The organism is Corynebacterium sp. S5S1, from assembly GCF_001913985.1.
Classification (GTDB): domain Bacteria; phylum Actinomycetota; class Actinomycetes; order Mycobacteriales; family Mycobacteriaceae; genus Corynebacterium; species Corynebacterium marquesiae.
The window spans coordinates 128,900-154,979 of the sequence record NZ_MKXT01000001.1 but is presented as its reverse complement, the minus strand read 5'-3'; the positions used below and the strand labels follow the sequence as shown (position 1 = coordinate 154,979).

26 protein-coding genes and 1 tRNA gene are annotated in these 26,080 nt (G+C 59.5%); 9 read left to right on the top strand and 18 right to left on the bottom strand.

The features are described from left to right. Positions 1-101 precede the first annotated feature (101 nt). Positions 102-174, top strand: a tRNA-Asn gene (locus BKN05_RS00745). A gap of 611 nt (positions 175-785) precedes the next feature. Here BKN05_RS00745 and BKN05_RS00740 read toward each other — a convergent pair. From BKN05_RS00740 to BKN05_RS00730, 3 genes are all read right to left on the bottom strand, one after another. After that, the gene (locus tag BKN05_RS00740; protein WP_286687671.1) at positions 786-1,451 is read right to left on the bottom strand and encodes a DUF1707 SHOCT-like domain-containing protein; all 666 of its coding nucleotides are present in this window, start codon (positions 1,449-1,451) and stop codon (positions 786-788) included. Positions 1,452-1,489: 38 nt separating this feature from the next. Further along, positions 1,490-2,671, bottom strand: a complete 1,182-nt coding sequence (gene wecB, locus BKN05_RS00735; RefSeq protein WP_286687670.1) for a non-hydrolyzing UDP-N-acetylglucosamine 2-epimerase — start codon at positions 2,669-2,671, stop codon at positions 1,490-1,492. Positions 2,672-2,774: 103 nt separating this feature from the next. Next, positions 2,775-4,055 carry an acid phosphatase gene (locus tag BKN05_RS00730; RefSeq protein ID WP_286687669.1) on the bottom strand — a complete coding sequence of 427 codons (1,281 nt, stop codon included), beginning with the start codon at positions 4,053-4,055 and terminating at the stop codon, positions 2,775-2,777. A 163-nt stretch (positions 4,056-4,218) separates the two neighbouring features. Between BKN05_RS00730 and BKN05_RS00725 the strand changes: the two genes are divergently transcribed. Together BKN05_RS00725 and BKN05_RS00720 are read left to right on the top strand one after the other, a co-directional pair. Continuing rightward, a complete protein-coding gene (locus BKN05_RS00725) occupies positions 4,219-4,344 on the top strand; it encodes a hypothetical protein (RefSeq protein ID WP_286687668.1) in 126 nt (41 codons plus the stop codon). A gap of 143 nt (positions 4,345-4,487) precedes the next feature. Further along, complete coding sequence (locus tag BKN05_RS00720; protein ID WP_023021011.1) at positions 4,488-4,769, top strand: hypothetical protein; 282 nt, start codon at positions 4,488-4,490, stop codon at positions 4,767-4,769. 79 nt (positions 4,770-4,848) lie between these two features. Here the strand turns inward: BKN05_RS00720 and dnaG are convergent, their stop codons facing one another. Further along, positions 4,849-6,771, bottom strand: coding sequence for a DNA primase (dnaG, locus tag BKN05_RS00715; RefSeq protein ID WP_286687667.1), 1,923 nt, complete (start codon positions 6,769-6,771; stop codon positions 4,849-4,851). Positions 6,772-6,982: 211 nt separating this feature from the next. Here dnaG and BKN05_RS00710 point away from each other — a divergent pair, with 211 nt between their 5' ends. Together BKN05_RS00710 and BKN05_RS00705 are read left to right on the top strand one after the other, a co-directional pair. Continuing rightward, positions 6,983-7,453, top strand: coding sequence for a guanyl-specific ribonuclease (locus BKN05_RS00710; protein ID WP_286687684.1), 471 nt, complete (start codon positions 6,983-6,985; stop codon positions 7,451-7,453). Between the two features lie 2 nt (positions 7,454-7,455). Then, positions 7,456-7,689: a barstar family protein gene (locus BKN05_RS00705; protein ID WP_005324236.1), complete on the top strand. Its 234-nt coding sequence runs from the start codon at positions 7,456-7,458 to the stop codon at positions 7,687-7,689. 138 nt (positions 7,690-7,827) lie between these two features. Here the strand turns inward: BKN05_RS00705 and BKN05_RS00700 are convergent, their stop codons facing one another. The 3 genes from BKN05_RS00700 to BKN05_RS00690 all read right to left on the bottom strand — a co-directional run bounded on the left by BKN05_RS00700 (position 7,828) and on the right by BKN05_RS00690 (position 13,359). Then, complete coding sequence (locus BKN05_RS00700; protein WP_286687666.1) at positions 7,828-11,094, bottom strand: immunoglobulin-like domain-containing protein; 3,267 nt, start codon at positions 11,092-11,094, stop codon at positions 7,828-7,830. Positions 11,095-11,442: 348 nt separating this feature from the next. Then, entirely contained in the window at positions 11,443-12,735 is a 1,293-nt protein-coding gene (locus tag BKN05_RS00695) for a deoxyguanosinetriphosphate triphosphohydrolase (protein WP_286687665.1), read from the bottom strand. A gap of 48 nt (positions 12,736-12,783) precedes the next feature. Beyond that, entirely contained in the window at positions 12,784-13,359 is a 576-nt protein-coding gene (locus tag BKN05_RS00690) for a YdcF family protein (RefSeq protein ID WP_286687664.1), read from the bottom strand. 54 nt (positions 13,360-13,413) lie between these two features. On the opposite strand from BKN05_RS00690, the gene BKN05_RS00685 reads away from it, so the two are divergent. Beyond that, entirely contained in the window at positions 13,414-15,435 is a 2,022-nt protein-coding gene (locus tag BKN05_RS00685) for a TPM domain-containing protein (protein ID WP_286687663.1), read from the top strand. A gap of 55 nt (positions 15,436-15,490) precedes the next feature. Here BKN05_RS00685 and BKN05_RS00680 read toward each other — a convergent pair whose 3' ends face one another. The 3 genes from BKN05_RS00680 to BKN05_RS00670 are packed head-to-tail and all read right to left on the bottom strand — an operon-like array spanning position 15,491 to position 17,822. Continuing rightward, positions 15,491-15,931, bottom strand: a complete 441-nt coding sequence (locus BKN05_RS00680) for a hypothetical protein (RefSeq protein ID WP_049378548.1) — start codon at positions 15,929-15,931, stop codon at positions 15,491-15,493. Then, positions 15,931-16,440, bottom strand: coding sequence for a hypothetical protein (locus BKN05_RS00675; RefSeq protein ID WP_049378547.1), 510 nt, complete (start codon positions 16,438-16,440; stop codon positions 15,931-15,933). Before BKN05_RS00675 ends, BKN05_RS00680 begins: the two co-directional genes overlap by 1 nt. A gap of 2 nt (positions 16,441-16,442) precedes the next feature. Beyond that, positions 16,443-17,822 (bottom strand): glycine--tRNA ligase, encoded by a 1,380-nt coding sequence (locus BKN05_RS00670; protein WP_049378546.1) that lies wholly within the window; start codon positions 17,820-17,822, stop codon positions 16,443-16,445. A gap of 184 nt (positions 17,823-18,006) precedes the next feature. Here BKN05_RS00670 and BKN05_RS00665 point away from each other — a divergent pair, with 184 nt between their 5' ends. Then, positions 18,007-18,297 (top strand): ArsR/SmtB family transcription factor, encoded by a 291-nt coding sequence (locus BKN05_RS00665; RefSeq protein ID WP_049378545.1) that lies wholly within the window; start codon positions 18,007-18,009, stop codon positions 18,295-18,297. Positions 18,298-18,370: 73 nt separating this feature from the next. Then, entirely contained in the window at positions 18,371-18,790 is a 420-nt protein-coding gene (locus tag BKN05_RS00660) for a Fur family transcriptional regulator (protein WP_049378544.1), read from the top strand. Between the two features lie 74 nt (positions 18,791-18,864). On the opposite strand, the gene BKN05_RS00655 is transcribed toward BKN05_RS00660, so the two are convergent. The 4 genes from BKN05_RS00655 to BKN05_RS00640 form a co-directional block, all read right to left on the bottom strand. After that, positions 18,865-19,620, bottom strand: a complete 756-nt coding sequence (locus BKN05_RS00655) for an isoprenyl transferase (RefSeq protein WP_080970435.1) — start codon at positions 19,618-19,620, stop codon at positions 18,865-18,867. Positions 19,621-19,630: 10 nt separating this feature from the next. Further along, a complete protein-coding gene (gene recO, locus BKN05_RS00650) occupies positions 19,631-20,347 on the bottom strand; it encodes a DNA repair protein RecO (protein WP_049378540.1) in 717 nt (238 codons plus the stop codon). A 6-nt stretch (positions 20,348-20,353) separates the two neighbouring features. After that, positions 20,354-21,391 (bottom strand): GTPase Era, encoded by a 1,038-nt coding sequence (gene era / locus BKN05_RS00645; RefSeq protein ID WP_286687662.1) that lies wholly within the window; start codon positions 21,389-21,391, stop codon positions 20,354-20,356. 119 nt (positions 21,392-21,510) lie between these two features. Beyond that, positions 21,511-21,714 (bottom strand): hypothetical protein, encoded by a 204-nt coding sequence (locus BKN05_RS00640; protein ID WP_286687661.1) that lies wholly within the window; start codon positions 21,712-21,714, stop codon positions 21,511-21,513. On the opposite strand from BKN05_RS00640, the gene BKN05_RS00635 reads away from it, so the two are divergent. Continuing rightward, positions 21,713-22,102: a hypothetical protein gene (locus BKN05_RS00635; RefSeq protein WP_286687660.1), complete on the top strand. Its 390-nt coding sequence runs from the start codon at positions 21,713-21,715 to the stop codon at positions 22,100-22,102. The two genes, BKN05_RS00640 and BKN05_RS00635, sit on opposite strands and share 2 nt — an antisense overlap. A gap of 87 nt (positions 22,103-22,189) precedes the next feature. On the opposite strand, the gene BKN05_RS00630 is transcribed toward BKN05_RS00635, so the two are convergent. From BKN05_RS00630 to BKN05_RS00615, 4 genes are all read right to left on the bottom strand, one after another. Then, positions 22,190-23,206 (bottom strand): formamidase, encoded by a 1,017-nt coding sequence (locus BKN05_RS00630; protein WP_284791389.1) that lies wholly within the window; start codon positions 23,204-23,206, stop codon positions 22,190-22,192. A 375-nt stretch (positions 23,207-23,581) separates the two neighbouring features. Further along, positions 23,582-24,430, bottom strand: coding sequence for a pyridoxal kinase PdxY (gene pdxY, locus BKN05_RS00625; RefSeq protein WP_286687659.1), 849 nt, complete (start codon positions 24,428-24,430; stop codon positions 23,582-23,584). A 51-nt stretch (positions 24,431-24,481) separates the two neighbouring features. After that, a complete protein-coding gene (gene ybeY, locus BKN05_RS00620) occupies positions 24,482-25,099 on the bottom strand; it encodes an rRNA maturation RNase YbeY (RefSeq protein WP_286687658.1) in 618 nt (205 codons plus the stop codon). Then, positions 25,096-26,076 (bottom strand): PhoH family protein, encoded by a 981-nt coding sequence (locus BKN05_RS00615; protein WP_239194127.1) that lies wholly within the window; start codon positions 26,074-26,076, stop codon positions 25,096-25,098. The genes ybeY and BKN05_RS00615 overlap by 4 nt, the downstream gene beginning before the upstream one ends. Between the last annotated feature and the right edge of the window lie 4 nt (positions 26,077-26,080).

The window sequence follows — 26,080 nt, the reverse complement described above, 5'->3', positions numbered from 1 at the left end:
AACGCTTTGTGTAAAAATATCCTACTACCTCGCGATTTGATCCCGACAGGGTAGTGGAATATAGTTATCTCCTGTCGGACGGACATCATCCGCTCACACAGTCCTCCATAGCTCAGTTGGCAGAGCATTCGACTGTTAATCGAAGGGTCACTGGTTCGAGCCCAGTTGGAGGAGCAAAGCTCCCGCTTAGTAACACTAGGCGGGATTATTTGCGTTTTGTCTATATTTCTTCAGGGCTTCATTTTTTAAACGCTGTGGTGCAAGTACTGCTTATACACAAGCGCCTTAAGCCCGAAGACAGCTAAGTAAGAGAACCAAGCGGGGATTCCTTGAAGCCACCGGACGGCAGTGTTGAGGAGAATCCTGGATTAGTTTGTCGTGGATTTTTCGTGTCTCCACCTGGCTGGCAACGTTTGATGGTCTGCGCGATATTGTCGGGCTAGACTGCCCTGCCAAGTTCTGAGTTGTTAGCCAGGTTTAAAAAATGCCCTCTGGATCTCGGCTTCAGGTCGATTTTTCTAGTTGAAGTCGGAAATATTTGGGCATTGGCAATCCATGCAGGAGGCACCGGTCCCGTGCGACTAACCGCTCTACACCATTGTCCACCGCGCTAGACCAGCTTCCCGACGTTTGCAGCACCACCCCGAGCACATCAAATGCGCCTTGAAGTCCGAAGACTGACGTGGGTCTTCCTAAGCTGGCTCGAGGGGTCCGGAAAAGTACTGTCAGCGTGTCTGAAGACGAGCCCTAATTCCAGATACGCCCTCTAGCTTCTATAGGCCTCTTTAACCGCCGTATCGGCGCCCCACGTGAACGTCTACGCCGCCGAAGAGGCTATAGCAATTGACGTTGATTTCTGGTGCGTCCACTGGCAGATCATTCGGATGGATGGCGCCGTTCTCTACCTTGAGGTCATGCCCGCCAAAAAGGCCAATGCCGCTGACGTGGACGCGGAAGCCTTCGGGAATATAGACATCGACGCCGCCAAAGACGCCCATCGCGTTGATGGTGGTAGTACGACTGTGCAAAGCAACACCCGTGAGATCAATGTCCACGCCGCCGAAAAGGGCGAGGGCTGTCAGGGAACGAGCTACTGCCCCACCGCTGACAGTGGACCCGCCGAAAATCCCCACCGCAAGAGAGCGGGTCTCCTGCACGCTCGGCTGCACCTGGCGGATGGCCTGCTCCACCTTGGCGATGGCTTTAGATTCTTGCTGGCCCGCATAGGCCTTTGTGATTTTTCGTTCCTGTCCAAAAAGGAGAACTTCCGGGTTCTCTACAAGGTCAACCAGCGGCTCAATGAGCTCAGCGCGGGTCGTTGCATCTACGCAGGCGGTCGAACGCTTCTCAAAATCATCGAGGTCAATCTGCCCTGCCGAAAGCGCATCCCCTAAGATGTCTGCAGCTTTCATGCGTTCTCGGTGGTTACAGCGGATATCCAGCGGTTTCATACCTTTAATATATCCGCTTTCTCCGGCAGGCGCGCGAGTTATTCCTTGCCTTGGGAGTCCTTAGAGGAACCTGCCTCCGGCAGAAAATCCTCTACGCGCTCGCCTACCCCGGTCAACTCTGCGATGGCCGCTACTGCGCGCTGGGCGCCCTTGCCGTCGCCATAGGGGTTGACGGCGTTGGCCATGGCTTGGAAAGCAGCGTCGTCGGAAAGCAAAAGCTTCGCTTCTGCCACAATGAGCTCGCGATTAGTGCCCACCAGCTTAACCGTGCCGGCAACAACGGCTTCAGGGCGCTCGGTGTTTTGGCGCATGACTAGCACCGGCTTACCCAGCGCCGGAGCCTCTTCTTGGACTCCGCCGGAGTCGGTCAGGATAATGGTGGCGCGGTTTTGCAGCTGGGTGAACTGGTCATACGGCAGCGGATCCGTGATGATGATATTTGGCAGGTGCTCGACCTCCGGCAGGACCGCCTGGCGCACCTTGGGGTTGAGGTGCAGCGGCAATGCGAAGTTAATCTCCGGATAGACTTCTGCCAGGTCCTTAACAGCACCACCAATTTCCTTCATCGCCTCAAGGTTCTCGCGGCGATGGGTAGTGACCACCACGAGACGCTTAACCGAATCTGCGGCCTCCTGCAAAGCGGGGTCCTCAAACTTGGTGTCCCAGGTTGCTGCTTCCAGCAAGGCGTCAATGACGGTATTACCGGTAATCACGATATCCTTGGAGCGCACGTTCTCGCGGCGCAGGTTCTCCATCGAGCCTTCGGTAGGCGCCAAGTGAAGCTCGGCCACTTGGCCAATAAGCTTGCGATTAGCTTCCTCCGGGAACGGCGAGTGGATATCGCCAGTACGCAATCCTGCTTCAAGGTGAACGATCTTGACCCCGCGATGGAAACCGGCAAGTGCTGCAGCCATAGCGGTAGAAGTATCGCCCTGGGAGATGATGACGTCCGGCTTTTCTTCTTCAATGATGGAGTCCAAACCAGCAATGGCGCGGGAGACAAGTTCGTTAAGCCCCTGTCCCTGTTTCATAAGCCCCAAATCGTGCTTCGGTTGGATGCCAAACATGGTGTTGACCTGCTCCAGCATCTCTTTATGCTGGCCGGTAGAGACCGGGATGGATTCAAAGCGCCCATCTTTATCCAGAGCCTTAATGACCGGTGCCACCTTGATAGCTTCCGGGCGGGTGCCGTAAATGGTCATGATCTTGGGCTTAGTCATTAATCTCTTCCTTTAGAGTGATGGAGATACTTCTTCATTGAACCATGTACGGGAGACCTGTACCCCCGCTCAGGTTTTAGGGCCGCTTAGGTTTTAGAACCTACTATCCGCTAACGCACACGCTGCCGTCTGGGGCTATGGTCACCTTGGCAGCCATGGCGCGGGCTATATCGAGGCGTTGCCACGAGCCTCCCTCTGCTTGCCAATCCAATGGATTGCCGGCTGGGCGCGCGGTCTGGCGGAGCACCTCAGCGCGCTGCTCCCAGGTCAGTTCTGGGTGGGACGCTGCTAGCAGCACTGGAGCGGCCTGCGGGACGACCATCGGGGCGTCGGTTCGGTAGCGCGGGGCAAAGTCATAGTCCATAAATGTGGAGTACTGTTCTACTGCATCCTCCGTGGACCGATAGTGGGTACCCTCTTCCCTATCTTGAGCCACCAGTTCTTCCACCGTCTTGCCGGTGCGCCACTTGATTTCTTGGCGCACTTCCATCGAGGCTTCCCATAGGGCATGGCGCATGCGCTTATCGTTGAGGCGGTCTGCCGCAGCAGCCTGGCCGGTCATACGCCCACCGATGACATCCAGTGGATAATGCACACCGAGGACCACCCGGTGGTTACCGGCCTCAGCGCCGCGCAGCATGAGCTGCGGACCTACCTCCGGCAGCATGAAGGACATCAGCGTGGTAATCCAGGTTGCCTGATTGGTATGGCCCGAAGGGAAGGCTGGCGAGGTGGGATAAAGATCTTTTGAGCCATCGTCATAACGCTTGATCGCCTGCGGCGCGCGCTGGTACGGGCGCTGATAGTTGAAGTAGTACTTCTCTGACATGGTGGAATTAGCTAGCCCGCCTGCACGAGCGGCGTACCCATTGCCTAGGAGGTACTCGGTTTTGGGCAGGCGGTGCTCGGCTAGAGAAGCACGGAAAGCATCGCCAAGATTTTTGCCCATGGCATCAGACACCGCGTTGAGCACGCTGGTGGAGCTGGCCTTGGCGTCGGATTGCGCACGCCGAATAAGGGCTTGGTCCCCTGCCGCGGCGTTATTTATGGCCACGGCCCTATCCATATTTTCCTGGCGGATCTCTGGCTGGGCCTTGATGTGATCAAAAAGTTGGACTACTTGCCAGTAGTTGCCGAATTGATAAGAGGAAACATCGGATTCAAAACCCGCAATATAGTCCGTGCTAAATGGTTCCGGAACCGGTGCGCCGGGATGCTGGACCGCAGGAGCGCCGGTGGTCTGCTGGGTAACAGGATCGCGCAGCTGCGGTACGGCTACGGGGAGGGCGGCGCTGGCAGCCGGTGCCAGCGTTATGGTCAGTCCGGTGGCCGCGCACAAGGCGAGTGCGCGAACCGCCGGGCGGAGATTATTCCGATAGTTCAACGTGGAAACCTTTAACTAGTAACGAATTCCCACGCATAATATCTAGCTAAAGTTACAACTAGGTGAACGTGACACTAAACCCGCGTGCACAAAGCTGTGGCGGTGACTAAGCCCTCCTGGCTCTATCTAGCAGTCCTTGGACCAGGTTGGAACTTCGTGCGTAGTGGCAGCCTCCGCGTGCTGGCTGCTCGATTCCGCAGAAATGCTCGCGGTAAATAGCGCGGCCAGCGCTACCGCTGAGGCCACCGCCGAATCCCTACGCGTATTAGTTTCCACCTCTTTAAGCTAGCGCGTATTCCCGGCAATGAAAAGAGCTTTTCTACAAAGTAGCTAGCTGCGCCCCTGAACGGTGCATAGCAGCGAGCGACGGGCCTTCGCGGTAGGCTGGTGGGGAACTTTTACACGTACTGGAATAAGGGGACACGCTAGATAATGATCCAATTCGTCTTCGGCGCCGCAGCAGGATACGTTTTTGGCACCAAAGCAGGCCGCAAGCGCTACCACCAGATCAAGGGCGCCTACGAGAAGGCCATCAACTCCCCCGTGACCAAGTCCGCCGTCACTTCTGCACGCAAGGCGGTGGCCAACCGCTTGGACCCAGAACCGCGCATGCGCGAGGTTCGCGATTTGTCTTCCAAACGCAAGGGCAAGGGCCGACTGCGCGGATCGCAGGTGGATAATGCGGACCGCATTTATGAGCCCGATGAGGACTAGGGCGGCAGCAAGCTAGCCTTTAGGCCTCTCCCCTCCCCTCGGAGCACACCTTGTTTGGGTTCGTGCCGAGGGGAGATTTTTATGCTTGGGGAGGCGTGCCGCGGAATGCGCGGTCATTGAGCTCGCGGCGGGCCTGCTCGAGGGCAACGAGGTCGGCGAAGAGCGAGTTATAGCTAGCCTCATCATCAGAGGGGCGCATGCGGCCGAGGCGGGCCTTGAGCTGGGCTATCTGATCGCCCACCACGGTTTCTTGCAGGCGGGAAAGGACGGAGTCGGCGTATTTTTCGGGGCCGACGTCGGTAGGCAAGATTGCTTCTACGGCAAGCTCGGAGACGAAATTGCGGCCGGTGAGATCCTGCATCTCGCCGGCAACGGCGGCAATCCATTCCACGGCCGACATGGACGCGCCCTGGGCGGCGCCGCCGGCGGTGGAAATTGCCTGGCGGACGAGGCGGTAGGCGTCGTTGGTATAGGCGTCGGCAGTAATGCCATCAAAGTACGAGCCTGCTACCTGCGGCATCTGCAAGGCCAATTTGAGGGCCTCGCGCTGTGGCCACAGGTGGGTTTCCTTGGGGCTCGGCGGATGGATCATCGGCACGTCCTGCTGCGCCGGCTGCTGCTTCGCGTTATCGAAGCGGCGGATGGTGGGCTTTTCAGCCTTTTTGGGCTTACGTGCTTCCGCGCGGACCTGCTGGAGGACCTCCTCCGGATTGGCCCAGCCCACCCAACCGGCAAGGCGGCGGGCATATTCGCGCTGCAAGGGCTGATCGCGGATCTGCGCGACCACGGGGACTGCGCGGCGCAGGGCCTGCAGGCGGCCCTCCGCAGTATCGATGCGGTACTCCGCGATGACGGATTGAATGACGAACTCGAACATGGGGATGCGGTCCGCGATGAGCTCGCGCACGGCGGCGTCGCCCTTCTGCAGGCGCAGATCGCACGGGTCCATGCCGTCAGGCGCCACGGAGACAAAGGACTGGCCGGTGAATTTCTGCTCGCCATCAAAAGCGCGCATGGCGGCCTTCTGCCCTGCCTCATCGCCGTCGAAGGTATAGATGAGCTCGCCGTTGAAGTAGGAATCATCCAGCATCAGCCGGCGCAGCACTTGGAGGTGCTCGCCGCCAAAGGCGGTGCCACACGATGCCACTGCGGTTTTCACGCCGGCGGCGTACATGGCCATGACGTCCGTATATCCCTCTACCACCACGGCCTGGTGGTTATCGGCGATATTCCGCTTGGCCAGATCGAGACCGAAGAGCACCTTGGACTTGTGATAGAGCATGGTCTCGGGGGTGTTCATGTACTTGCCGAGCTTGTCGTCGTCGAAAAGCTTGCGGGCACCAAAGCCAATCACGTTGCCAGATAGGTCCTTGATGGGCCACAGCAGGCGGCGGTGGAAGCGGTCAATGGGGCCGCGCTTGCCCATCTTGGAAATGCCGGCCGCCTCCAGTTCCTCGAAAGAAAAGCCCAAGCGCAGCAGGTGCTTGGTAGCGGTATCCCAGCCCTCTGGCGCATAGCCGCACTCAAAGTCATAGATGACCTCTCGGGAAAAGCCGCGATCCAGCAGAAAATCGCGCGCGGTAGCCGCCTGCGGCGTCTCCAATTGCTGACGGTAGAACTCGTGCGCAGCCTTATTCGCAGCGATGAGGCGCTGGCGGGTACCAGGCTTTTCGTTGCGCGCTCCCGTGGAACCGCCCTGGTAGTTGATGTGGTAGCCAATCTTTTGCGCTACCGCTTCCACCGCTTCCGGGAAGGAGACCTGCTCCATTTCCATCAGGAAGCTAAAGACATCGCCGCCCTTGCCGGTGGAAAAGCAGTGATAGTAACCGCGCTGCGGGCGCACGTGGAAGGACGGGGTCTTTTCATCCTTGAAGGGGCTCAGCCCCTTGAGCGAATCGTGTCCGGCGGGTTTGAGCTGAACGTACTCGCCCACGATTTCTTCTAAAGGCGCGCGTTCACGGATAGCTTGGATGTCGCTGTCCGGAATTCTGCCTTTTGCCATGCGTACAGACTACCCCGCGCGCGGTGGGAATGTTCAAATGGTTGGGCCAGGATGGTGACGTTGGGTGGGGTTCATGTTTTCGGCTGGTTTTACCCTCTCCTGGGGTAGATTCCGGCGGGCTTTACCTACCCCCGTGACGGGGGAATTTTTGGCCTTGTTGGGAGCGTCGGCCGATTTCGGTTTTCACCGCCGCACCTGCAAGAATAAGGGCATGCCCAAGTCCCAAGCGTCCAAGAAATCGCTCCCAGTAGCCCTCGGTGGCCTTGTGCTTGCCGTCGTTGCAGGCTACTTCGGCTTCGACCTCGGCGGCAATGATGATTCCTCTGCTTCTTCCGCCTCCTCTCCGTCCGAGTCCGCAGGAGGCGCTAAGACTGGCGACGCCGATACTTGCGAGATGTCTTCCCTCCCCGCCGAAGCGAACGACACCAAGGACGATATCTTGGCCGGTGGACCCTATGACTACCCGGATAATGACAACGCCCGCTTTGGCAACTACGAGGGCCGCCTACCTCAGCAGGACAAGAATTACTACCGCGAATACACGGTAGAAACCCCGGGTAGTAAGAACCGCGGCGCCCGCCGCATCATCACCGGCGGCGGCAGCGAGACCGACCCGGACGTGTGGTACTACACCGATGACCACTATGAAAGCTTCTGTTCTATCCCAGACGCGGAGGAGTAATCATGCAACGCATCCTCATTACTGAGCACATCCGCACCCGCGCGGACTTCTTCAACGCGCTTGGCCGCACTCGCGGCTGCGAGGACTGCGGCCCCCGCAATCTCGATGACCTCGCGGACTTCCTACGCGAGCAGCGCACCACCGTCATCATCGCCTCCGACATGGAAATCGCGGACGCGGAGTTGGAGGGCGTTGCCACTGTTTTGGAGGATCAGGGCGTTAAGTTAGTGCGCTAGCCTCTTTCGTAAAATCTGCGATTGTGATGGACCATCTATTAAAGGCCGAACCAAGGATGTGGATCCTCGGTTCGGCCTTTTCATGCTCACGTATCGCAGGGCTCTACGGTTCAAGCACTGACGAAGTTGCTGTGCGAATTAGAGTCCGAAGGCGCGTTTTAGCTTCTGGATGGTCTCTGGGGCGAAGTAGTTCAGCAAGCCCGCGATAATCCCGGTAGCACCCGCGGCACCGATGAGGGCACCAAAGATGGCAGGGAGCACGCGGTGGGAGCTTCCCTGGTTCGAGCTGGAGCTGCTCGAGGAGGATTCAGAGCTGGAGCTACTGCCCGTGTTGTGGTTGCCGTCGGTGGCGGTAACTTCAACCACTCGAGAAGCAAGAGCTTGGTTTCCAGCAGAGTCCGTGACTGCGTAGGTCACCGAATAGGTGCCTGGCTTGGAGGTATCCACGCTGCCGATAACCTTCACCTTGTCGGTGAGATCTCCATCTTCTTTGTCCTTGGCGCTCACGCCCTTGGTGAGATCAGCCTCTGCGCCCTGGGAGATGGTGAGCTTCTCGCTGGGGACGATAAGTTCAGGAGCCGCGTTATCCGCAGTATTCTCCTGCGCGGTGAAGACGCCGAACTGACGGACGATGCCGCGCTTGTTGGTGTCATTAGAAGAGGCGTCGGCAGTCGTAGCATACCAGCCGTAGGTCTGACCGGCCTTCAGATCCTTGTAGACCGTGCTCGTAGGCCAGCCGGACTTAGCGGTGTCCTTACCAATTTCCTTGCCGGTATCGGTCAGCGCAGCCATGGAGTTGGTCTGGAAGTCGGTCTTGCGAGTCTTGAACTGAATCGGCACACGGAATTCATCTTCATGGCCGTTATAGCGCTGGCGGTCGTCGTACTCGGTAGCGTTATGATCATCGAGCAACGGCGAATAAGTATCCACCACCATCTCGTTGTTCTTTAGGTCAAACTGCAGCAGGCGTAGGTAGCTGGAACCGAAGCGGAGACCGGTATCACCGTCGTACTTTCCTACCTCGGTCAGACCCATTTCATCGGAACCAACTTCGTAGAACTGGTAATCCGCCAATAGCTCGGTCACGTGATTATTGGTATGGCCTACATCCTTGCGGGTGACAATGGATACGCCGTGCTCGTGGCCAGCCAGGACCAACGCAACGTTCGGGTTCTTCTTGATCACATTGTCATAGACCATTACGCCATCGTGAGAGAAGTCGGAGTTGCGTCCGTCGGGGCTGTTTGATGGCTTGAGGTAAGCGTGAGTGAGAACGATGGCATTGCGGTCTGGATACTGCTTGAGCACCTTATCGGCCCAGGCTGCCTCTTCTTCGGTGACGTCATAGCCCAAGTGCAGGGCGATGAAATCCATTCCGTTGGTGGTAAAGAGGTCGTAGTGGTTATCGTTGTTGCCCTCAGAATACGGGTGGTACGAAGCATCCTCCTTGGCCCAATTTCCCTTGCCCTGTTGTGCCTCGTAGCGCTCTGGACCGAAGTACTCGTTGTACAGGTTGCCCGCGCCAACTTCTTCACCGCTGATGTTGTCGTGGTTGCCCGGTAGTACGCCATTGACCACGCCTGCATCTTCCAAGTTCTTCTGAGCCTTGGACGCAACCTCGAATTCCTTCTTGGCATTGGCACGGTCCGAGCCCGCTACACGCCAATTCTCAATGAGGTCACCGGTGTGTGCAGAGTAAGCGATCTTGCGCTTTTCAGCGTTGTCAGCAATCCACTTGGTAGCGGAGGTATAGCCTTCCTCCCACTTCTTGCGTTCCTCGGCAGTGGCCTTCTCTACCGCACCTTCGGAGAGGTACTGCGTATCGGTGTGGTGCGCGATGGCGAAGTCATAATCGTTAGCATCTGCGAATTCCTCGTTGACCGGCTCATTGAGATCATCGGCAAAGACGTCATAGCCCACCACCATGGTGTGGATAGTATCGCCATCCACAAAATCGCTATTGACCTGCGCGCTCAGGCTTACCTGATCCTCGGATACACCGCGAGACTCCGCGAGCTTTTCCCACGTAGAGGTCTTGGTATTCCACGCCATGAGGCGAACGGCGCGCTTGGGATCCACCGCACCGGACCAGGCAAGGTCGTGGGTGTCCTTATCTGCGTCCTTGAGAGACAGGTCAAAGCGTTGGAATGGCATGTTCTCGGTAGAAGCGGACTTCTGTGCCTCTTCGTTGGACGGATTCAAAGACTTCTCAAAGTCCTCGCCATCCTGGTATTCAAAATCCAGCTCTTCCGGGATTTCATTAATGGTTCCTTGAAAGCCCTTCTCCGCTACGCTGACATCTGCTTCAGTAAAGGTGGTTTCCACGTCCCCGCCGCTCGGGTTTTCCGCGCGAGCGGAAATAGTAACGCCGTTTCCGGTAGGAGTGGAATCAGTTCCGGCAGCGCCCGGCAGATTGCCGGAAGTGAAATCGATGGACTGCGAGATTTGGTTGCCAAATACATCGTGTCCTTCAACCTCGATGACGTGGTTGCCTTCCTTCAGGCCGGTGCCGATCTCCTGGCCGCGTTCAATTTCCTCACCATCCAGGGTGTAGGTGAGCTCGCGAGAGATGAGAGCTTCATCATTTACCTCGACGTCGAAGGTCACCGGACTGGTCAGGTGGTCACCGGCACTTGGGGTGGAGCTGGTGATTTCCGCCTTCTTGTCCGTGCTCAGGTTTGAGTCCTCATACAGCGCCGTCACGTCTTGCGCACTGAGCGGATCGGAGAAGACGCGTGCTTCACTAACCGCTACGTCCGAATAGAACTGGGCACTATTATTTGGACCGGAATCAGCGCCAATCATCACTGCGGTGGAATTGCTCTTAGGCTTTTTGATCTCACCGGTGGCACCGGTGTTTTCGGCGACCTTCTCGCCGTTGACATAGAGCTCATTCTTGGTGCCATCAAAAACGCCGACCGCGTGGTACCACTGGCCCGGCTCCATTTTCTGTTGGGCCTTCTTATAACCGCCGTTGGCATTAACGGTAAAGGTCAGCTGGTCACCATAGATGACCATGGCCCAACCGCCGGCTTCTTTATTAGCGCACAGGCTCTTTTCGTTGCCGTCAAAATCGCCGTCATAGCGGAAGACGCACTCCACGGTGAAGCCGTCTTTTACCTGGTCAAACTTATCTCCGATATCAAAGCCGACAGCATCCTTGCGGCCGTCGAACTGAGCGACAGGGCGCTCAAGCACGCTGTCTTGTTCCACCGAGGGCTCGCCGATGGTTAGCGGCTCGGTTTCGGAGGCGGAGTTGGTGATGGCCCCATTGTCTAGGGCCATATCGAAGATATCTGCTTGAGGCAGGGACTGAGCAGAAGCGAATGCGGGAGCCACCAGGCTCGAACCGGCCAAGCTGATGGAGGTGATCAGAGCGGCCTTATAAAAACGTCGTTGAGACACGAGAATTCCTTGATACTTAGTAAATGGGAGAGAGTTCGCGTCCAGTCATAATGGAAGCGAATGGGACTAAGAGTAGGCCGACTGATTTACGTAAAGTTGTCGGAATAGTTACGCCAAAATGAACGCGATTCAAATGTTTTGGCTAGGAATTATTTCCCTTCCTCTTTCCAAGTTAGGTCACGTCCAAATACAGAGAAAAGGGAAAAGCAGAACATTCAGGCTTAACGAGCTACGCATTGTTTAGGTCATAGAAATTTGCCTGAGCTGAAACGGTGGCTCTCCAGTACGATCCTTCAAGCGCGATAGGACACTGTGAGCCTCGCAGGCCTAGGACAATCCAAGCTTGTTCTAGCTCAAAAACCCAGACAGCTCCGCGCTCCGCCGGGCTAAACGCTCCAGGCGGGACTCGGTCATGGAGGCGATCTGGTCGATGATGGCACGGTCGCGGGCGGCGTCGGTATCGGCTTGTTCCCACCACAGGCGGAAGGTGGCATCGAGGGAGCCGGGGGCGCCGCCAACGAGGTAGTCGTAGACGCGGTAGATGCGCTCGCGCTGGCGGTCTTGGCGTGCGAGGTGGGCGGGCTCGTCCATGACGTAGAGGACGGCGATGGTTTTCAGCAGTTTAACCTCGGCTTCGGCTTGCTTGGGTACAACGAGGTCGCCATGCATGCGGCCAAGGCAATTGGAGGCGATGAGATCGGCATTGGCCTCGCTGGTGGCGCCAACGGTCGCGCCCACGTAGCGGCCGACGAGCTCCGAGGTCATCTTCTTCAGGTTGGCGTAGTCGCGCAAGGAATAGTCAAAGTCACCGATGGCGTTGATGACGCTTAAGTTGCGCAGGCTATCGGCCGCTTCCAGCAGCTCGTCGGCGGTGCCGCCAAAGGCCTTAGCGCCCTTTTCTGCCAGCTGGGCTAGCTCCACCAAGTCCCAGAGCACGTTCAAAGAGATTCGCCGGGAGATGATGCCATCTTCCACGTCGTGCACGGAGTAGGCGATGTCATCGGACCAGTCCATGACCTGGGCCTCAATGCACTTGCGGTTATCGGCATGGCCCTCGCGCAGCCAGTCCAACAGGTGCGCGTCTTCGTCGTAGGCGCCGTACTTGCGGTTGGTGGTGCCATCCGGGTTGGTCTTGGTCCACGGATATTTGCAGGCGCCGTCGAGGGCCGCGCGGGTGAGGTTGAGGCCAAAGCTTTGGGGTTCGCCGCGGGCATCGTCCACGATGACTTTGGGCTCCAAGCGGGTGAGGATACGCAGGGTTTGGGCGTTGCCCTCGAAGCCGTTGAGGGCGACCTCATTGAGCGCGTTCTCGCCATTGTGGCCATAGGGCGGGTGGCCGATGTCATGGGTCAGGCCGGCCATATCGCAGAGATCTGGATCGAGGCCGAGCCCGGAGCCGATGCTGCGCGCGATTTGGCCGACTTCCAGGGAGTGGGTCAGCCGGGTGCGCGGGGTATCGCCGTCGCGCGGGCCGACGACCTGCGTTTTATCCGCTAGTCGGCGCAGCGCCGCCGAGTGCAGCACGCGGGCTCGGTCGCGGGCGAAGACCCCGCGGTGTTCCTCCACATTGTGGAAGGCTGAGCCCTTCGGCTTTTCATCGGCCAGGCGGGCAAAGTCGGCGGCGGAATAAGAATAGGACACGGCCTCAAGTTTATTCCGCGAACAGGCCTTTTGGGTGAGCAACGTGGCCTAAGCGCGGTCGTCTTCCCGCTGAATCGTCTCATGCCGCAGCTTCTGATTGGGCCGCAGCACTTGCTCCACGCGGTAGAAACCATTGCGCAGCGCCGCGGCACCGCGAGCGGGAAGCAGGCCGGCCACCAGCGCGTAGGCTACGCCACCGGTTTCGTGGGCAAGGTAGCGCCACCAGGGCTTAGAAAAGCGCGCGGCCGGGTAGTACGGCGTGCCGGAGACGGTGGCCGTGATGCCCTCTTGGCGGGCGATGAGGGCGGTGCGAAGGCGGTGGAGGGGATCGGTGATGATGGTGGCGTCGGAAAGCGCGAAGGCTTCCTTGACCGCGCTGAGGGAGCTGCGGGTATCCATGTCCTCCTCCACCGCGTGCACGGTCAGGTGCGGGAAGTGCTCGCGCAGGTAGGTGCGGCCGACGCCGGCCTCAGTAAACCGATCCCCGGGCAGTCTGCCGCCCACGGTGATGACCTCCAGCCCCTCGGCGGTGGCGAGCTCACCGGCGTGGCGCAGGCGGCCGGCCAGGATGCGGGAGGGGCGGCCATCGTATTGGGCGGTTCCTAAAACAATTGCGTACTTCACTGCCCCACCACACTACCTGCCGGAGGGCTAAGTTAAGCCGGTAAAGTGGTGGGCATGAATTTGAGTGCACGTTTGGGCCGCGCGGCCATTGCCGCTTTCATTTTAGGCTGCACCTCCGTCGGTGCGGGGTCTGCCTTCGCCGCCGAGACCACCACGGTGGCGCAGGGCACTGCCACCCTTCAGGACAAGGTCACCGATGAGGCCGGCGTGCTCAGCGCGGAGGAAAAGAGCCAGCTGGAGCAGAAGATTACCCAGCTGCAAAAGGACGAGCACTTGACGCTCTTTGTCTATATCACCGATGAGCTGGGCACGGATCCGGAGAGTTTTGCCGGCCAGGCGGTCAAGGACAAGGGTCCGAATTCCGCGGTCTATGCGCTATCCATCAATGACCGAAAGATGGGCGTGCAGACCGGCAAGGACTGGCCGCAGGGCCGGCTGGACCAGATGTATGACGCCGCCTATGACAAGCTGGCCAGCGATGAATACGGTGCTTCGGCCGTCGCGCTTGCCGACGCCGCCCTGGGCAACTCCGCTTCCACTAACTCCGCCTCCGATTCCTCTGGCCTGGCGTGGCTGGGCGGTGGCGCGGCCGCCATCGTCGCCGCAGGTGGCGGAATCATGTACTACTCGCGCCGCAGTACCAAGAAGAATAACGCGCAGACGCTGGAGTCTGCCCGCGAGATTGCCCCGGGCGATACCGATCAGCTGGGCCGCCTGCCGCTGGAGACTTTGGACCAGCTGGCCCAGGAGGAGTTGGTCTCTACCGATGAGTCCATCCGCCGCGGCAAGGAGGAGCTCAATATCGCGCTTTCCGAGTTCGGCCCAGAGCGCGTGCGCCCATTTACCAAGGCGATGAACCACTCCACCTCTACCCTGCAAAAGGCCTTCCACCTGCGTCAGCGCTTGGATGATGCCGTGCCGGAGTCCCCGGCCGAGCGGCGCCAGATGCTGGTAGAAATCGTCTCCTCCTGCGGCCAGGCCGATGATGCCCTCGATGCACAGGCCGAGGAGTTTGCCAAGATGCGCGATCTGCTCATCCACTCCGATGAAAAGCTAGATGAGCTCACCCAGCGCACCGTGGGCCTGCGCGCCCGCCTGCCGGAAGCCGAGTCCACGCTGACCGGCCTGAAGTCCAACTATGACGAGCACGTGCTCTCCTCCATTGCCGATAATCCCGAGCTTGCCGCCGCTTCCCTCGATGAGGCCGAAAAGTTGCTAGACAAGGCCCGGAAGGTCCAAGAGCAGCCGGCCGGCCAACAAGGCCCGCTCGTGGGACTTATTCGCGATATCGAGCACGCCTGCGAAATGACGGACCGCCTCATTTCCGGCGTGGAAAACGCCGAGGAGAATATCGCCACCGCCCGTAGCAACCTCGAGGGGCTTATCGCCGAGGTAGAAGGCGAGATCGACGAGGCTCGCGAACTCGAGCGCCAAGGCAAGGCCCAGGGAACCACCGCGGATTGGGACAAGCTCGAGGATCTGATCGGCCGCGCCGGCACCGCCGTCAACGAGACCAAGACCCACGGCCAGCAGGATCCGCTAGGCCAGCACACCGCGCTGACCTCTATCGATACCCAACTAGATGAAGCGCTCGACCGCGTGCGGGAAAAGACCTCCACGCACGCGCGCCAGCTGGATCTCTTCCGCCAGCAGATTTCCGTAGCGGAATCCAATATTCAGGCTGCAGAAGACCTCATTTCCTCCCGCGGGCGCATCATCGGCTCGGGCGCACGCACTGCGCTTGCCGACGCCAAACGCCTCCACGCCCAAGCCCTCCACACCGAGCGCAGCGACATCCGCGCCGCGCTGCAGTCCTCCCGCGAGGCGGTGGCCGCCGCCCAGGCGGCGCTGCAACGCGCCAAGGATGACATCGACGAGCACCGTCGCCGCCAGCAGCGCCAGCAGATGGGCAACGCCGCCGGCAATGTCGTGACCGGTATGGTCCTTGGCCAAATGCTCGGCGGCGGCCGCGGCTTCGGCGGTGGTTTCGGAGGCGGCGGTTTCGGTGGAGGCAGCTTTGGCGGCGGGGACTTCGGCGGTGGCGGCGGAGGCGGCTTCCGCGGCGGCTCCTTCTAGCACCCGCCGAATCAGCGCGCGGGTGGCCTGGCTCCCGGCTCTCCCCGACGCAGGGCTAGGTGCGCAGGGTGCGCGGGGTGGCGTCGAGAAGCAAGCAGGCGTAGCTCAAGAAAATGGCGTCGAGCTCCGGCAGCTCGCCCACGCTCACGCGCAGACCATCGCCGGCCGGCGCGGTGCTGGCAACCTCGGCGCCCGTGCCGCGGGCCACGATGCGGCGCTCGCGGCGGAAGGGGTTGCGGCGCTCGAGAAGGTACTCGCGGTCAGCGCAGGTCGCGCGCAGGCGGTTGACGGTAATCCCGGCCTGGGTGACCGAGAAATCCTCGCCCACGGCGGTCTGCGCGCGCAGGAAGAACCGCGGAGAGGAAGAATCCAGCGAGGATTCTACTGCGAGGCGCTCGCCGGCCGCGGTGGCAAGCACGCCGTCGCGCACGGAGGCAAGCTCGTGCCCCTCGGCGTTGGTGAGAGCGCCCGCGCGCCAGGTCCACTGGATAGGCATTAGAGGACGAATAGCGCGACGAGGGCGACGATGGATGCCAGGACCAAGGTGATGATCCAGGCCCAGGCCTTGCCTTGGGTATTGGCATCCAGGATGACTCGGGTAAACCAGCTCAGGCCGGCGATTTCCGCGGCGGTCAGGCCCTCGGCATCGTGCTCGAATTCGAGGATGGCCTTGCGCACGCCGGAATTGCGGGCGGTAAACTGCCCTACCTTTTCATCATCGACGTCATCGATGATCCAGTCGCCGCTGTTTTCATTGATGAAGGTAAACGTTCGGCCGTTGAGCGATGCCTCTAGACGCTTGTCGCGGCCGGGGCGGCCGGCGAGGCGGTAAATGGCGCCGTCGGCAAGCGTGGCAGAGGCGCCAAGGTCACTGACCTCGGTGCGCCAGAAGTGGCCGTCCACCTCCGCGGAATGCTCCGAGAATACGCCCAGCTGCTCCGGGCCTTCCTCGGCCAAGAGCACGGGCTTTGCGCGGTCGGAGCGATCCCAGCTGGTGTAATGCATTACTAGCACCCAATCAGGCGGGCAGCGAGGTAAGCCTCGAGGTCATCGAGCTTCACGCGCTCCTGCTCCATGGTGTCGCGCTCGCGCACGGTTACGGCATCGTCTTCGAGGGTGTCGAAGTCGAAGGTAACGCAGAACGGGGTGCCGATCTCATCCTGGCGGCGGTAGCGGCGGCCGATGGCGCCGGAGACGTCAAAGTCCACGTTCCAGTAAGCGCGCAGCTTATCGGCCAGCTTGCGGGCCGGCTCGGAGAGCTCTTCCTTCTTGGACAGCGGCAGTACGGCCACCTTGATCGGTGCCAAGCGGCGGTCCAGGCGCAGGACCACGCGCTTATCGGTACCGCCCTTGGCATTCGGGGCCTCTTCCTCATCGTAGGCATCCACCAAGAAGGCCATCATGGAACGGCCCAGGCCAGCGGCCGGCTCGATGACGTAGGGGATCCAGCGCTCGTCATTGGCCTGGTCGTAGTAGGACAGGTCCTCGCCCGAGCCCTTGGCGTGAACGGACAGGTCATAGTCCGTACGGTTGGCCACGCCTTCCAGCTCGCCCCACTTAGAGCCCTTGAAGCCAAAGGCGTACTCCACGTCCACGGTGCGCTTGGAGTAGTGGGAGAGCTTTTCCTTCGGGTGCTCGTACAGGCGCAGGTTTTCTTCCTTGATGCCTAGGTCCACGTACCAGTTGTAGCGGTCATCAATCCAATACTGGTGCCACTCTTCGTCCTCGCCTGGCTTAACGAAGAACTCCATCTCCATCTGCTCGAACTCGCGGGTGCGGAAGATGAAGTTGCCCGGGGTGATCTCGTTGCGGAAGGACTTGCCGATGTTCGCGATGCCAAACGGCGGCTTCATGCGCGAAGAGGTCATCACATTCTTGAAGTTGACGAAGATACCCTGTGCGGTCTCCGGGCGCAGGTAGTGCAGGCCCTGCTCATCATCGACTGGCCCCAGGAAAGTCTTGAGCAGGCCGGAGAAGGCCTTCGGTTCGGTCCAGTCACCCGGCTGGCCGGTTTCTGGATCGTTGATGTCTGCCAGGCCGTTTTCTGGCTCGTGGCCATGCTTTTCCTCATAGGCCTCAATGAGGTCGTCGGCACGGTAGCGCTTGCCGGTGTGGCGGGATTCCACCAGCGGGTCAGAAAAGACCTCAACGTGACCGGAGGATACCCAGACCTGACGCGGCTGGATGACGGAGGTATCTACGCCCACGACGTCTGCGCGGGACTGAACCATGTGGCGCCACCACTGGCGCTTGATGTTTTCCTTGAGCTCTACACCAAGAGGGCCGTAGTCCCACGCGGAGCGGGAACCGCCGTAAATTTCACCTGCCTGGTAGACCAAGCCGCGGCGCTTACACAGGTTTACAACGGTATCGATGACGGATGCCATTAGTTTTCGGACTCCTCTGGTAGGGGACAGTCTTGACAATCTCGTTCAGTCTAACCCGAAGCACTTCCCGGCGGTGGGATTGGGGCATGAATTTAATCTGAAATAAATACAACGTATTGCACGTATCGGGTAATATAAGGGTGACCGACAGGTAATAGGTATTTAATTGAAGGTGACATTCCCTATGACGACCACTTACAAGGCCCCAAATACTTCTGCGGCTGCCGGCGTGATCGCTGCCCTCGATTCGCCCCTACGCATCGCCATCATTTCCCGTTTGGCCGAGCGCGATCACTTTGTCCATGAGCTGGTCAAGGCCACCGGCAAGTCCCAGCCCCTTATCAGCCAGCACCTGCGCGTGCTCAAGCAGGCAGGCATCGTGGACTCCGAGCGCAGCGGCCGCGAGGTAACCTACTCGCTCATTGCGCCGCAGGTTTTGGACCTGCTTGCCGACGCCGCCAGGATCGCCTCCTAGCCCACCCCTCTTCCGTGCATATAAAGCCGCCTGAGCATGCAGTTGTTGAAAAAGAATTGATAATATTGCGATCATGGCTTTACACGACAGTATTCCCAAACTAGGCGCGCGCAATACCAAGCAGCGCACCGCAGTCGTCGAGGTGCTCCGGGAAATGGAGAAATTCTCCTCTGCTAAGGAGATCTACCACGAGCTTCAAGAGCGCGAGGAGAAGGTGGGCCTGACCACCGTGTACCGTACCCTGCAGTCCCTGACCGACATCGATGCAGTGGACGCACTCCACATGCCCAATGGCGAAACCCTCTACCGCCATTGCGAGACGGACGCCCATCACCACCACTTGGTATGCACTAAGTGTGGCCGCACCGAGGAGATCGACGGCGGCCCCATTGAAAAGTGGGCCACCTCCGTAGCGAAGGACTATGGCTTCGAGCTCACCGGCCACGATGCCGAGGTCTTTGGCATCTGCAGCGACTGCGCCGCTTCCGCCTAAACGGCCACCCGCCGCCCCCTCCCCTAACCTCAGCCTCCGACTTCCGGAGCCTGAGGTTTTATTTGTGGTGCGCGCTACTTTTTAACGCCACCGAAGCGGCGGTCGCGCCGCGCGTACTCCTCAATGGCAGCGAAGAGATCCTCCGGGGTGAAATCCGGGAAGAGCTTATCCTGGTAAATCATCTCCGCATAAGCCGACTGCCACAGTAGGAAATTGGAGGTGCGCTTCTCCCCGGACGGGCGCAGGAAGAGATCCACATCCGGCATGTCCGGATCATAGAGATGCTGCGCGATGGTTTCTTCCTTAATATCGCGCGGGTTGAGCTCGCCGGCTGCAACCTGCTTGGCGATGTCCCGAAAACCATCCACCAGTTCTGCCCTACCGCCGTAGTTGACGCACATGGCCAAGGTCATCTTGGTATTGTCCTTGGTCAGCTCCTGGGCAGCCTCGAGCTCCTTAATCACTGAGCGCCACAGGCGCGGGCGGCGGCCGGCCCACACTACGCGCACACCGCGCTCATTGAGCCACTCGCGCTGGCGGCGCAGCACGTCGCGGTTAAAGCCCATAAGGAAGCGGACCTCCTCTGGGCTGCGGCGCCAATTCTCCGTGGAGAAGGCATAGGCCGAAAGATAAGGAACGCCGGCGGCAAGGCAGGCATCGACGACGTCAAGAAGCACGGCTTCGCCGCGCCTATGTCCCTCGGTGCGCTTCATGCCTTTTTCTTGGGCCCAGCGGCCATTGCCATCCATGACCAGCGCAATATGGCGCGGCAGGAACTCGTCCGGGATATTCGGCGGGGTCAAAGTGCGGTTCGGGTCTGGCGTAATCACGGGCTATATTCTACTGCTCCATTATCTGCAATGCGGAAACATTGCGCTCCATGTGCCACTGCAGGTGCGCCCGCGCTAGGCGGTGCCCCTCCTGTTTTTGCGCATTCGTTGGATTCGTCGGGTAGTTATGCGCTAAAAGCCACAGGTGATGCAGGGTTTCCGGGTCTACCTCCGCGGCACCCGGCGGCCGGCATTCGTGGCACGCCGCCCCGCCAACCGCCGGGTGAAAGGCGTGGTGCGGGCCGGGCCTGTTGCACTGGGCACAGTTGAAAAGGCTCGGCGCCCAACCAGCATGCGCCATCGCCTGCAATAAGAAGGTATCCAGCGCCATCGTTGGGTGCGCCGTCTGCAACTGCGCAAAGGTAGCGATAACGGATTCGTAGAGGTAGGGGTCATGGGCGGCGTCGGCAAAAGCAAGGCGCTCTGCTGACTCCAGCACCGCGCAGGCTGCCGTGTAGCGCTCATAGTCCTCAATGAGGCGCGCGCCAAAGTAATCCACCGTATCCGCTTGGGAAATGGTGGCTAGATTTTTGCCCACATATAGCTGCACATCGAGGTTGACGAAGAGCTGCAGGCGCGAGCCAAAGCGGGACTTTGCCCGGCGCACGCCCTTGGCCACAGCGCGCACGAGGCCATGATCGCGGGTTAGGAGGACGATGACGCGGTCGGCCTCACCAAAGTCATAGGTGCGGATGACCACTGCGCGGTCACGATAGTTCTCGCGCATAGTGGCTTAAAACCCGAGCCTGCCCAGCGACTTCGGGTCAGACTGCCAATTTTTCAACACCTTGATGCGCAAGTCCAAGTACACGTTTTGGCCCAGCAGCTTAATAATCTCCTTGCGGGCGTTGCCCACAATGCGACGGAAACGCAGGCCATCCTTGCCCTCAATAATGCGCTTTTGGCCGGGGCGTTCCAAGTACAGAATGGCGTGGATATCCAGCACGCCCTCGCGGGTGCGCGACGGCAGCATCTCATCAACCTGCACCGCCACCGAATGTGGCAGCTCCGCCTTCAAGCCGGACAGGGCGGCTTCACGAATGAGTTCCTCGATGCGCTTTTCCTGGCCCTCATCGGTGATGTGATCATCCGGGTAGAACTTCGGGCCTTCTGGCAGGTGGTCCACGATGACCTGCACCAGCTCATCCAGTTGCACGCCCTCCTTGGAGGACACCGGTATGACTACCGCATTCGGGTCATCCTGGGTAAGCAGTTCGTGCAAGGCCAGAAGCTGGGCGCCTACCTGGTCCTTGCTGGCCTTATCCAGCTTGGTGACGATGCCGATGATCGGGGTCTTTGGCGCGATGCTGCGCACGTTTTCCAGGATCCAGCGGTCACCCGGGCCAATCTTTTCATCGGCCGGGATAGTCAGGCCGATAACATCCACATCGGCATAGGTATCTTTCACTACCTCGTTGAGGCGCTCACCCAAGAGGGTGCGCGGGCGGTGCAGGCCCGGCGTATCCACGACGATGACCTGGGCATCATCGCGGTGCACCAAGCCGCGAATGGTGTGGCGGGTGGTCTCCGGCTGATCAGCGGTAATCGCAATCTTTTGCCCCACCAGGGCATTGGTCAGCGTGGACTTGCCGGTATTCGGGCGCCCGACAAAGGATACGAAGCCCGAGCGGAAACCCTCCGGGGTATCGGTGTATTGCGAATAATCAAGCGGGGCTGCCGTATTCTCGGCGCCTTCCGGAACGGCATCATCGGGGTCTTCTGGCAGGCCCTCGAATGCCGCCTCAAACTGTGCATCAAAATCAGAACTCATTACCCGCAATAATAGCCCACAGAGTCCAGATCTCCGATAAGTTCACAGCCAATTCGCACCGGTGACCCGGCAAAGGGCTAATCTATGGAGAAACCTCTTCTCTCCAGCACACATCGTGCTTACTCTCCGAAAGGTCCCTTCATGCCCCGCAAGTCCCCTGCCCTATTTTTGGGCGCTGCACTTACTCTCTTCCTCTCCGCATGCTCCTCGCCAGATTCTGAGTCATCTCCAGAAACGAGCACGAGTCCCTCCGCAACCTCTTCTTCCAGCACCTCCAGTTCTTCAACCACCACTTCTTCTACCACCAGCAGTGAAGAGGCCATGACTGAAGAACCTGCAGAAAGCGTCGCTCCCGAGCCGGAGACCCAGCCCCAAGCCGTGGCTGCCGAGCCGGAGCTGCTGTATTGCGATCCGGGAAACTTGACCATCATCGGTACCTTTTCTGACGGCACGCAAAGGCCCACAGAGCTATGCGATACCCCCGCTCACCGCCGATCTGCACGCGCAGAAGGAGTCTGCGGCAGTCTGGACGGGCGGTATAAATACCCCGACGAATGGGCCGAACTGTGCAATGGAGGTCTTCCACCTTCCGATTCGGACTATCCCGATAGCTACGGCGATATAGATGCAGGTTACGCACCAGAGTCTGGCGCGGTTACGGATGCGCCAGCCGATTCGGATACGGGTGCAGTTGAAGGCTACGAGTATTAACAACAGATAGAAGGCAGAGCGTTAAGCAACGTCAAGGCCCTGCACCCGTCAAACGGGTGCAGGGCCTTGGTGGTGGATTAGCAGGGCTTACTTAAACTCGTCCGGCAGTGGGCCGAGCTGCGGGCCGTCTGGGTAGTACTTCCAGCCGTCCTTGATGCGGACGTCGTCAGCCCATGGCAGCTTGTATTCGCCCTTGGCTAGGTCTTCGACCCAGGTGAGATAGTTGTCAGTCTTGCCACCGGGGTAGCCCACGTACCCACGGTTGCCCAAGTTGAAGATGTTGTTTTCTAGGCCCCAATTGATGCGGGCCTTGTCAGCCAGCTCTGGGAAGATTTCGGCGGTGACGATTTCGCCGGGATTGCGGTGGCCCTCAGAAATCATGTGGCCGTCGTAATTGCAGACGTTGCCTTCACCGAAGTAGTAGAAGGTGTTGTCGTAGCCAGCCAGGTTTACGGAGGCGGTGTACATCAGGTTTTGGAAGGCATTGGTCTTATTGGTCATGATCCACTGATCCTGGGTTTGCGTGGAGTAGCCAGAGATGCGGATATAGACGTTGGCGCCTTTGTATGCAGCCTCGCGTGCTAGCTCAGGGAACATGCCGTCGTGGCAAATGTTTACAGCGAGCTTGGAGCCCTTCGGGCCGTCGCAAACCGGCATGCCCAAATCGCCCGGGTACCAAGGCTCGATGGGAGTCCATGGCTGCAGCTTGCGGTAGTGCAGGGCAATTTCGCCGTCGGAGTTGATGATGATGGCGGTATTAAAAGGAGGCTTTCCTTCCTCATGGTTTGGCTCCATGATGGAAAAGACGCCCCAGACATCGTTGTCCTTGCAGGCCTGCTTGAACTGGTCCACCTTTGGGTCATCGAGGCCGATGAGGAATTCATCATAGGACCAAATCTTGGTGTTGAGACCGGAGGATGAATATTCCGGGAAGACAATGAGGTCTAGGTCTGGGTAGCCGGCCTTGGTGGAACCCACCATGCGGCAGATTTCGTCCACGCTGGCTTGGACGTCTTCCGGGGTATTGACCACGGGAACGGGGTACTGCATGAGGGCCATCAACAGGCCGTCGGGGGATGCGCTGATGCTGCCGGTGCTGGACATAGTGGGCTCCTATCGCAAAGTAGATGATGTGACGAGAGCCATACTACTGACATTTTGGTAGTACGTCACACTATTCATCCAGAGAAGTAGTCTCGTATGAGAGACTCGTCGTAAGCCGCCTTTGATGAAATAAGAGAGCCGAGCTGAGGGGAAAGTTTACTCAGCTCGGCCGACACTCGATAGACCTTGGGGTGGGCGTAGGTGCGGGTGCTTGAGGGAGCAGAGGAGAAAAGTCGAAGGAGATCAGGCTGAATTGAGGGCGAAAAGGCCGATCTGAGGGGTAGTTTTCCTCAGATCGGCCCGATCAGAATGGACCTAACTTTAGGAGGCCAAACTTCACAGGCCCCACGCGCCAAAGCGGGGGCCGCGTAGGGTTTAAAGCTCCTCGGCGTCGAACTGCATGCGCGGGTGAGCGAAGACGTCCTGCGCCTGAATGAGGCGGAGCTCGGCAGACTCGGCCTCATAGGTGTTTTCCAGCAGGTCATACACGGAGGAGGCGGTCCGGCGCAGGGACTCCTTGACATCGCTGGTCTCGGTGTAATGGCCGGTAAACAAGGCGGCGGTGACGTCGCCCGAGCCGTTGCGCTTGAACGGCAGCAGCGGGGTGGACACTAGGAAGGCACGATCGCCGTCGACGGCAAGCATCTCAATCTGGTCTTCAGGGGTCTCGGGGCGCTTAACGGAGGTAACCAGCACGGTCTTCGGACCAATTTCCTGCGCCTTCTTCACCGCGGCGAGGGTCTCGTCCAGGGTACCAACCTCAGAATCAGTGAGGTAGCCCAGCTCAAACTGGTTGGGGGTGATGATATCGGCAACGGGCACAACGCGATCGCGCAACAGCGGTGGGATCTCATCGGAAACAAAGCAGCCGGACTTGGCATTGCCCATCACCGGATCGCAGGCATAGAGGGCCTTGGGGTTGGCGGCCTTGATGCGGCGGACGGTTTCCACGATGGCGTCGGCAATATCGGCGCCACCCTGGTAACCAGAAAGAATGGCGTCGATCTGCGGGAAGGCACCGCGCTTTTCAATGCCGTCGATGATGGAGGTGACATCGCTGGCCGGAATCATCGGCCCGCCCCAGTCGCCGTAGCCGGTGTGGTTGGAAAAGTTCACCGTGTGGACCGGCCATACCTCATGGCCGGCGCGCTGCAGGGGAAAGACGGCCGCGGAGTTGCCAACGTGGCCGTAGGTGACGTGGGACTGGATGGAAAGGATAGTCATAGGTTTCTATTGTGCTACGCGGCGCACGCGCTCACAAAAGAAACCGAAAAATTATTCTTCCGGGCGATGTTGTGGTTCTCCCACCGCAGGGATGCCCCCGCCAGGAACCTGCTTGTCCAGGTTGGCGCGCTCGGCGGCGTCGGGAAAAGCCTTAGGGCCGGAGGGCTTGGGCTGATAGGAAACACCGCGCTCGGCCGCATCGTCGTACCAATCCGCAAGCAGCTCGTTTTGGCGGCCGAACATTTCTTTTTCCTCGGCCGGGGTGGAGTGGTCATAGCCTAAAAGGTGCAGGCAGCCGTGCACGGTAAGCAGGGCAAGCTCGTGGCCCAGGGAATGGCCGGCGGCCTCTGCTTGGCGCAGGGCAAACTCGGGGCACAGCACGATATCGCCCAACATAGCCGGGCCGGGATCGGCGGCATCGGGGCGGCCGCCACCGGCGATGGCACCGGGGGTGAGCTCATCCATGGGGAAGCTCATGACATCGGTGGGGCCTTCCAGATCCATCCAACGCACGTGGAGATCCTCGATGGTCTTCAAATCCACGCAGGTGATTGTGCACTCGGCATCGGGGTTGATGTCCATGGCGCCGAAGGCATAAGAGGCGACGTCAATCAGCATCTCCTCGTTGACGCCTTCGAAGCCGGATTCATTGAGAAACTCGATACTCATTCCATTCCCTCGTATTCTGCGGCTTTCTTATTATCAAAGGTTTCATAGGCATTGACGATGCGCCCCACCAACTGGTGGCGCACCACGTCTTTGGAACCCAGGTCCGCGAAGTGAATATCTTCCACGTTGCGCAGGATGCGGCGCACGATGCGCAGGCCGGAGACCTGGCCGTGTGGAAGGTCTACCTGGGAGACATCGCCGGTGACCACAATTTTGGAGCCAAAGCCCAGGCGAGTCAGGAACATCTTCATCTGCGCGGGCGTGGTGTTTTGGGCCTCGTCAAGAATCACAAACGCATCGTTCAACGTGCGGCCGCGCATATAGGCCAGCGGGGCGACCTCGATGATGCCGGCCTCCATGAGCTTGGGGATCATCTCTGGGTCGAGCATGTCTCGCAGGGCGTCATATAGCGGGCGCAGGTACGGGTCAATCTTGTCATTGAGCGTGCCCGGCAAAAAGCCCAGCTTCTCCCCTGCTTCCACGGCCGGGCGAGTGAGAATAATGCGCGAGACCTGTTTGGTCTGCAGCGCCTGCACGGCCTTGGCCACCGCCAGGTAGGTCTTGCCGGAACCGGCCGGGCCGATGCCAAAGACCACCGTATTATCGTCGATGGCCTGCACGTATTCGGACTGGCCCACAGTTTTCGGACGAATGGCTTTGCCACGGCGCTTGACGATGTCCGCCGCCAGCGCCGCCGACACCGACTGCGGCGCCTCCACGGCCACCATGTCCATGGTGTGCTTGACCGTATCGGTAGACACAGCGTGGCCGCGGCGAGCGATGGCTTCGAGCTCGTCGAGGATCTTGGCGGCGCGGGCCACTTCATAATCGGGACCGGTGACGGTGACGACATTGCCACGGGCAAAAAGGTCCGCATCTAGGCGGTTATTGAGCACGCGCAGGTTATCGTCCGCGCTGCCCAGCACGCTGCTGACGTAGGCGGAATCTAGCTCACATTTCTTCGTGATGATAGGCACGTGC

What these genes read in the sequence shown, in the direction of transcription:
- BKN05_RS00675 (WP_049378547.1), bottom strand. Translation starts at nt 16,440, where the DNA reads ATGCATTACACCAGCTGGGATCGCTCCGACCGCGCAAAGCCCGTGCTC.
- BKN05_RS00635 (WP_286687660.1), top strand. Translation starts at nt 21,713, where the DNA reads ATGACTGAAGAACCTGCAGAAAGCGTCGCTCCCGAGCCGGAGACCCAG.
- BKN05_RS00680 (WP_049378548.1), bottom strand. Translation starts at nt 15,931, where the DNA reads ATGCCTATCCAGTGGACCTGGCGCGCGGGCGCTCTCACCAACGCCGAG.
- BKN05_RS00685 (WP_286687663.1), top strand. Translation starts at nt 13,414, where the DNA reads ATGAATTTGAGTGCACGTTTGGGCCGCGCGGCCATTGCCGCTTTCATT.
- BKN05_RS00665 (WP_049378545.1), top strand. Translation starts at nt 18,007, where the DNA reads ATGACGACCACTTACAAGGCCCCAAATACTTCTGCGGCTGCCGGCGTG.
- ybeY (WP_286687658.1), bottom strand. Translation starts at nt 25,099, where the DNA reads ATGAGTATCGAGTTTCTCAATGAATCCGGCTTCGAAGGCGTCAACGAG.
- BKN05_RS00705 (WP_005324236.1), top strand. Translation starts at nt 7,456, where the DNA reads ATGCAACGCATCCTCATTACTGAGCACATCCGCACCCGCGCGGACTTC.
- BKN05_RS00640 (WP_286687661.1), bottom strand. Translation starts at nt 21,714, where the DNA reads ATGGCCTCTTCACTGCTGGTGGTAGAAGAAGTGGTGGTTGAAGAACTG.
- BKN05_RS00720 (WP_023021011.1), top strand. Translation starts at nt 4,488, where the DNA reads ATGATCCAATTCGTCTTCGGCGCCGCAGCAGGATACGTTTTTGGCACC.
- dnaG (WP_286687667.1), bottom strand. Translation starts at nt 6,771, where the DNA reads ATGGCAAAAGGCAGAATTCCGGACAGCGACATCCAAGCTATCCGTGAA.
- BKN05_RS00660 (WP_049378544.1), top strand. Translation starts at nt 18,371, where the DNA reads ATGGCTTTACACGACAGTATTCCCAAACTAGGCGCGCGCAATACCAAG.
- recO (WP_049378540.1), bottom strand. Translation starts at nt 20,347, where the DNA reads ATGCGCGAGAACTATCGTGACCGCGCAGTGGTCATCCGCACCTATGAC.
- wecB (WP_286687670.1), bottom strand. Translation starts at nt 2,671, where the DNA reads ATGACTAAGCCCAAGATCATGACCATTTACGGCACCCGCCCGGAAGCT.
- pdxY (WP_286687659.1), bottom strand. Translation starts at nt 24,430, where the DNA reads ATGACTATCCTTTCCATCCAGTCCCACGTCACCTACGGCCACGTTGGC.
- BKN05_RS00670 (WP_049378546.1), bottom strand. Translation starts at nt 17,822, where the DNA reads ATGGCATCCGTCATCGATACCGTTGTAAACCTGTGTAAGCGCCGCGGC.
- BKN05_RS00740 (WP_286687671.1), bottom strand. Translation starts at nt 1,451, where the DNA reads ATGAAACCGCTGGATATCCGCTGTAACCACCGAGAACGCATGAAAGCT.
- BKN05_RS00710 (WP_286687684.1), top strand. Translation starts at nt 6,983, where the DNA reads ATGCCCAAGTCCCAAGCGTCCAAGAAATCGCTCCCAGTAGCCCTCGGT.
- BKN05_RS00630 (WP_284791389.1), bottom strand. Translation starts at nt 23,206, where the DNA reads ATGTCCAGCACCGGCAGCATCAGCGCATCCCCCGACGGCCTGTTGATG.
- era (WP_286687662.1), bottom strand. Translation starts at nt 21,391, where the DNA reads ATGAGTTCTGATTTTGATGCACAGTTTGAGGCGGCATTCGAGGGCCTG.